The sequence below is a fragment of the Streptomyces griseorubiginosus genome, assembly GCF_017614965.1.
Taxonomy (GTDB): Bacteria; Actinomycetota; Actinomycetes; order Streptomycetales; family Streptomycetaceae; genus Streptomyces; species Streptomyces griseorubiginosus_B.
The window spans coordinates 1-5566 of record NZ_WVUG01000445.1 but is presented as its reverse complement, the minus strand read 5'-3'; the positions used below and the strand labels follow the sequence as shown (position 1 = coordinate 5566).

Genomic DNA, 5566 nt, shown 5'->3' with positions numbered 1-5566 from the left:
CACCCGGACCCCTCCGACCCCGAATGGCGTCACCTCCTGGACGAACTCGCCCACCCCCGCACCACCCGAGCCTTCCAACGCCTGGCAGACACGAAGTCCTGACCCACCAGGACAGACGACTCGGCCGGCCCGCCGCGGTCCCAGCGGCCCGCGTCCCCGCCGCGCGCACTTCGAGCACGGATGTCCGTTTGAGGATGTGGCGTTCACAGCCCGCGCGTACTGTGGTCCGGGTACGTCCAGACCGCGCCCCAGGGCGTGAATTCGTCGATCCCGGCGTGCCCCCACACCTCTGTGCCACCGGAGCACGCCCGGGCGAGCGGAGGATCAGCGATGGGTACAGTCACCACCGACGACGGCACCACCATCTTCTACAAGGACTGGGGGCCGCGAGACGGCCGGCCGGTCGTCTTCCACCACGGATGGCCCCTGAGCGCCGATGACTGGGACAACCAGATGTTGTTCTTCCTGGCGCACGGCTACCGGGTCATCGCCCACGACCGCCGTGGGCACGGACGCTCGAGCCAGGCCGCCACGGGCCACGACATGGACACCTACGCCGCCGACGTGATCGCCCTCGCCGACGCGCTCGACCTGCGGGACGCGGCCCACGTCGGCCACTCCACCGGCGGCGGCGAGGTCGCCCGCTACGTCGCTCGCGCCAAGCCCGGCCGTGTCGCGAAGGCGGTGCTGGTGGGCGCCGTACCGCCCGTCATGGTCAAGTCGGAGAGCAACCCGGGCGGCCTGCCCATCGAGATCTTCGACGGCTTCCGTAAGGCCCTCGCCGCCAACCGCGCCCAGTTCTACATCGACGTGCCCTCGGGCCCGTTCTACGGCTTCAACCGCCCTGGCACCCAGGTGTCGCAGGGGCTGATCGACAACTGGTGGCGGCAGGGCATGATGGGCGCGGCCAACGCCCACTACGAATGCATCAAGGCGTTCTCGGAGACCGACTTCACCGAGGACCTCAAGCAGATCGACGTACCGGTCCTGGTCTGCCACGGCACCGACGACCAGATCGTCCCGTACGACGACTCGGCCCCGCTGACCGTGAAGCTCCTGAAGAACGGCACCCTCAAGAGTTACGAGGGCTTCCCGCACGGCATGCTGTCGACCCATCCGGACGTCCTCAACCCGGACATCCTCGCCTTCCTCGAGTCCTGACGGCCCGTCCCCTGAAACCATCGGAGGCCCCGGACCACCGCTCCGGGGCTTCTGGACCTGACGTCACACACACGCGCGCGGGAGGCCCCCTCACGCGCGAGAGGCACTACCGCCCACGGCACCGGCGCCACCCCGTTCGCCCCGTTCACCCCGCTGCTCGAGCCGCTCGAGCCGCTCGATCATGTGGTCACTCCATGCGCTGATGGCCGCGGCCTGCTCGGGCGCGAGTTGATCGATGAAGTAGCGGCGGACGTTGCCGGCGTGCGCGACGACGGCGCTCTCCGCCAGGCGGCGCCCCTCCGGTGTCAGCCCGATCCCGGTACGTCGCCCGCTGGCCCCGCTCTCGGTACGGACCACGAACCCCCGGCTCTCCATGCGCGTGAGCTGATGGGAGACCCGGCTCTTCTCCCAGCCGAGCGACTCCGCCATGTCCACGACGCGCACCTCACGGCCGGGCGCCCTCAGCAGCGTGACGAGGACGCTGAACTCCGCCTTGGAGATACCGAATTCGGCCTGCAGGCGCCGGTCGATCTCCTGAAGGAGCAGGCGCTGTGCGTGCATCCACCGGTCCCAGAGATCCCACTCCTCCGGCTCGAGCGCGTCGGGTTCCACCATGACGGCAAGGCTATCGGGGAAGAGTTGACGTGACAACTCAAACCCTCCTAGAGTTGTCACGTCAACTCTTCCTGAAAGGGCGCCATGACCCTCCGTATCGGCATCATCCTCGGCAGCACCAGGCCCGGACGCCGCGGCGACCAGATCGCCTCCTGGCTCCTCGACACCGCCCGCACCCACGGCGGCGCCGACTACGAACTCATCGACTTGGCCCACCACGACCTAGGCAACCTGGACGAGCCCGGCAATCCGAACCACCAGCAGTACCAGCACGCCCACACCCGCACATGGGCCGAGCTGATCGACGGTTTCGACGGTTACGTCTTCCTCGTCCCCGAGTACAACCACTCCTTCCCCGGGGCGCTCAAGAACGCGCTGGACTACATCTACCGGGAGTGGAACGACAAGGCCGCCGGCATCGTGAGCTACGGCGGATGGGCGGCCGGGGTCCGCGCCGCCGAGGCACTGCGGCTCGTCCTGGCCGAACTCCAGATCGCCACGGTCCGCACCCAGCCGGCCATCCCCCTGCTCCCCGCCTTCGCCTCCGGCACCTTCACCCCCGGCGACGGCCTGGCGGCCTCGGTCACCACGATGCTCGACCAGCTGACCAACTGGTCGAACGCACTGCGCACGGTACGAGGGATGCCGGCGACTGCGACGACCTAGCGGACCTCGGCTGACGCGCCTGCATGCCAAAGATTCGAAGCGCCGGGATCCCTCCGCGCCGACGACTCAAAGCGCCGGGATCCCTCCGTGCCGAAGACTCAAGACGGCGCCAGGCTCTCTCCATGCCCGAACTTCGACGAGCGGCCCGCCAAAGCGTCCAACCTGCCACCCTGAAGGACCCGCTCAGGACACCCGCCACACCTGAGACCAGGCGGCCGGCTGCCCGGCTCAGGCGCGGTCGTGGAGGGTCACCCGGTAGCCGTCGGGGTCCGCGAAGGTGAAAGTGCGGCCGAACGGCCCGTCGACGGGCGCCGAGACGATCGTCGCGTCGGCGTCGGCGAGAGCATCGTGAATGTCCTGCACATCCGTGGCGTGCAGCCACAGCGCCATCCCCTGGCCCGGCTGGGCGATCGCGTCCAGGTCGACGCCCGGGACGACGTCGCGGACGGCGAACGCGATCGGCTTGGTGTCGAACACGACAGCGTGCGGCGGTCCGGCGGCGGAGCGCTTCAGCCCCAGGTACTCCTCGTAGAAAGCGGCGGAGCGCTCCAGGTCGCGCACCTGCAGTGAAACGAAGTCGGGTCCGGTGACGGCCACGATCCTTACCTCCCAAAGGCATGTCAGTCTTCTGACATTCAACACCGTATGTCAGACTACTGACATGAGTCAAGGTGAGCCCGGAATCGAGCTGGATACATCGCTGGGGTACATGCTCAAGGCGGCCGCGAGCGCCCTGCACTCCGCAATGGAGGCCGTGCTGAGCCCGCTGGGCATGACGATCACTCACTACTCCTGCCTGGAACTGCTTGCCCAGCGGCCAGGTCTGTCCAACTCCGAGCTGGCCCGCGGCGCCTTCGTGACCCGGCAGTCGATGAACGTGCTTCTGCAGTCGCTCGAACGCCAGGGACTCGTCATCCGTCCGGCACGGGCACCCGTAGGCAGGGCCCTGCCGACCGAGCTGACCGACCTCGGGCGCCGCCAGCTGGAGGTGGCCAGCGCCGCGGTTCGCCGCGTCGAGCAGAACATGCTGGCCGATCTGGACACCGACGAACAGGATCAGATGCGGCGCCTGCTCCGCACATGCATCACCTCAATCACCGAGCCGCCGGCATCGACGACGTAACCGCTCCGGAACTTCGTCAGGCCTCTGCCGCGCCCTGTCACCCTCGCGGGCAATCCCGGCGCACCAACTCGCGGTGCGCGTAACGCCCATCACGCGTCACACCGTGCAGCCAATCCGCGTCGGCGAGGGACAGCACCCTCTTCGGACCGAAGCCGCCGTTGCCGACTTCGAGATACATCCGCTGCAGCAGTACGGGCACGGGATGGCCCACGATTCACTCGACCCCGGCGACGTCCTCCGCGCAGGCCGGACAGGACAGTCCCCGACCGGCCACATGTGCACGAAGAGCCAGGATGAGCACCCGGGAAGGCTGTCGCAACCGATGGGCGGCAAGCGCACCGACGGGTCGAGGAACCGTTGCCGCACGCCCCCGAGATGCGAGAAGCCCCCGGAAGATTCCGGGGGCTTCTCACCTGTGTGCACTCGGCAGGATTCGAACCTGCAACCTTCTGATCCGTAGTCAGATGCTCTATCCGTTAAGCTACGAGTGCTTGTTCTGTTTTTATCGCCCTTTCCTGCCCTTCCGGGCCCTTCGCGGCGACAGGAAGAACATTACATGACTGCCGCTGACATGTGAAATCCGTTAGCTGTACCCCTTGTGACCTGCGGAAACGGTCTCCGAGCGGGGCTAGGGCATGAGTGCCTGTTCGAAGGTGTAGCGGCCCTGCGGGGTCAGTCGGATCTCGGGGTTGACGGTGGCGGAGCCGTCGTCGCCAGCCGACTGGTGGTCGGCGATGCTCAGGTTTCCCCACACCACGTCGTGACCCAGCGTCGCCTGGCCATCGACCGAAGGTCCGGTGATGGAGGCCGAGGAAACCGATGTAGCGGTTCTCGGGCTTCTTGTAGAGCGTGTTGGGGAGTTGGGGATGGGCCAGCGCGGTGCAGAGCACCGTACCCAGCTCGCTGGCCAGGCCCGCTGGTTCTGCGAAACCGCGGAGGTTCGCTCTCCGGCCCGCGAAGAAGATCGCGTCCGGTTCCTGTAGCAGACCTGCTGGGCGACCATGGAAAGGCGTTGCTGATGCGGCCGACGCCGGAGGCGTACTGCACCTCGCCGTCCATGAGAGCGAACAGCGGCCTCGGCCTGGTCGGGGTGAGGGCGGCGGCGGTGCTGGGCAGGGCCCGCCACACGGCGCTCTCGAGGTGGGGGAGCAGCCGGTCCAGGGCGGAGTCGAGGCTGGGGGCCGGATCCGGCAGGGCCAGGCAGTGGCTGATACGGGTCTCCCCCTCGGTGTCGGCTGAGGCGTCCCAGGGCTTCCAGCACCAGGTCGGTGGCGGCCGGATGGCTGCGGGTTGCCCGTACACCCTCCCCCAGCCGAGCCATTCGGCGTGGTCGCGGGACTCCGGCAGCGCCGACCGCTCGGGGAGCGCCTTGAGTACTCGCCCGCATGGTGGAGCACCTCCTCGCGGTTCCAAAGTGGGCTCCGCCTCGTCGCGCTGCACCGGGGCCCGTCCCGCGTCGCGAGCGGCGTGCGTGACCCCTGCGGCGAATCTCGACCGAGGCACGGATGAGCTGGCCGCCGCGGATATGCGCATACATCGCGTAACGGTACGTATCTGTCCGCGAAAACGACTCAGGGAGTCCTGCCGTCGGCATGGACTCCCTGAGTGAGATGGCGGAGGCGGAGGGATTTGAACCCTCGATGGGCTTTAAGGCCCAAACCGCATTAGCAGTGCGGCGCCATAGACCGGACTAGGCGACGCCTCCAGCACAACCTCCCGCGCCTGCGCGAGTGGTGCGTGCAGATGATGACACAGTCGAGCGTGCTGTCACCAATCGGCCTCCACGGTACTAGGCAGCCCGCCCGCAGAGCAAAGCCCTTAATGCCCTTTCGCAACCTCCGGGTGCGCCCCGCGTTGGTCAGGTCATGTCCCCCATGAACCTCAGCGGCCTCCGGCTCGCCCGGCTCCTCGCCGCCGGCGCGGCCACGGCGGCCGCCGTCGCGTCCTGCGCCCTGCCCGTCGTCGCGCACGCCGAGAGCGCGTCCCGGACCCTCGTTCCCC

6 protein-coding genes and 2 tRNA genes are annotated in these 5566 nt (G+C 68.2%); 3 read left to right on the top strand and 5 right to left on the bottom strand.

Features of this window, described 5'->3' with window-relative positions; translation table 11 throughout:
* Nucleotides 1-330: 330 nt before the first annotated feature.
* Nucleotides 331-1161: an alpha/beta fold hydrolase gene (locus GRC12_RS41435; RefSeq protein WP_208785611.1), complete on the top strand. Its 831-nt coding sequence runs from the start codon at nt 331-333 to the stop codon at nt 1159-1161.
* Nucleotides 1162-1251: 90 nt separating this feature from the next.
* Here the strand turns inward: GRC12_RS41435 and GRC12_RS41430 are convergent, their stop codons facing one another.
* Nucleotides 1252-1776, bottom strand: a complete 525-nt coding sequence (locus GRC12_RS41430) for a MarR family winged helix-turn-helix transcriptional regulator (RefSeq protein WP_208785610.1) — start codon at nt 1774-1776, stop codon at nt 1252-1254.
* A gap of 84 nt (nt 1777-1860) precedes the next feature.
* On the opposite strand from GRC12_RS41430, the gene GRC12_RS41425 reads away from it, so the two are divergent.
* Nucleotides 1861-2442 (top strand): NADPH-dependent FMN reductase, encoded by a 582-nt coding sequence (locus tag GRC12_RS41425; protein ID WP_208785609.1) that lies wholly within the window; start codon nt 1861-1863, stop codon nt 2440-2442.
* A gap of 228 nt (nt 2443-2670) precedes the next feature.
* Here the strand turns inward: GRC12_RS41425 and GRC12_RS41420 are convergent, their stop codons facing one another.
* Nucleotides 2671-3039 (bottom strand): VOC family protein, encoded by a 369-nt coding sequence (locus GRC12_RS41420; protein ID WP_208785608.1) that lies wholly within the window; start codon nt 3037-3039, stop codon nt 2671-2673.
* A gap of 64 nt (nt 3040-3103) precedes the next feature.
* Between GRC12_RS41420 and GRC12_RS41415 the strand changes: the two genes are divergently transcribed.
* Complete coding sequence (locus GRC12_RS41415; RefSeq protein ID WP_208785607.1) at nt 3104-3565, top strand: MarR family winged helix-turn-helix transcriptional regulator; 462 nt, start codon at nt 3104-3106, stop codon at nt 3563-3565.
* 418 nt (nt 3566-3983) lie between these two features.
* On the opposite strand, the gene GRC12_RS41410 is transcribed toward GRC12_RS41415, so the two are convergent.
* From GRC12_RS41410 to GRC12_RS41405, 3 genes are all read right to left on the bottom strand, one after another.
* A tRNA-Arg gene (locus GRC12_RS41410) sits at nt 3984-4056 on the bottom strand.
* Between the two features lie 137 nt (nt 4057-4193).
* A complete protein-coding gene (locus tag GRC12_RS46610; protein ID WP_280117594.1) occupies nt 4194-4322 on the bottom strand; it encodes a hypothetical protein in 129 nt (42 codons plus the stop codon).
* Between the two features lie 854 nt (nt 4323-5176).
* Nucleotides 5177-5270, bottom strand: a tRNA-Ser gene (locus GRC12_RS41405).
* Nucleotides 5271-5566 lie beyond the last annotated feature (296 nt).

What these genes read in the sequence shown, in the direction of transcription:
- GRC12_RS41430 (WP_208785610.1), bottom strand. Translation starts at nt 1,776, where the DNA reads ATGGTGGAACCCGACGCGCTCGAGCCGGAGGAGTGGGATCTCTGGGAC.
- GRC12_RS41435 (WP_208785611.1), top strand. Translation starts at nt 331, where the DNA reads ATGGGTACAGTCACCACCGACGACGGCACCACCATCTTCTACAAGGAC.
- GRC12_RS41415 (WP_208785607.1), top strand. Translation starts at nt 3,104, where the DNA reads ATGAGTCAAGGTGAGCCCGGAATCGAGCTGGATACATCGCTGGGGTAC.
- GRC12_RS41425 (WP_208785609.1), top strand. Translation starts at nt 1,861, where the DNA reads ATGACCCTCCGTATCGGCATCATCCTCGGCAGCACCAGGCCCGGACGC.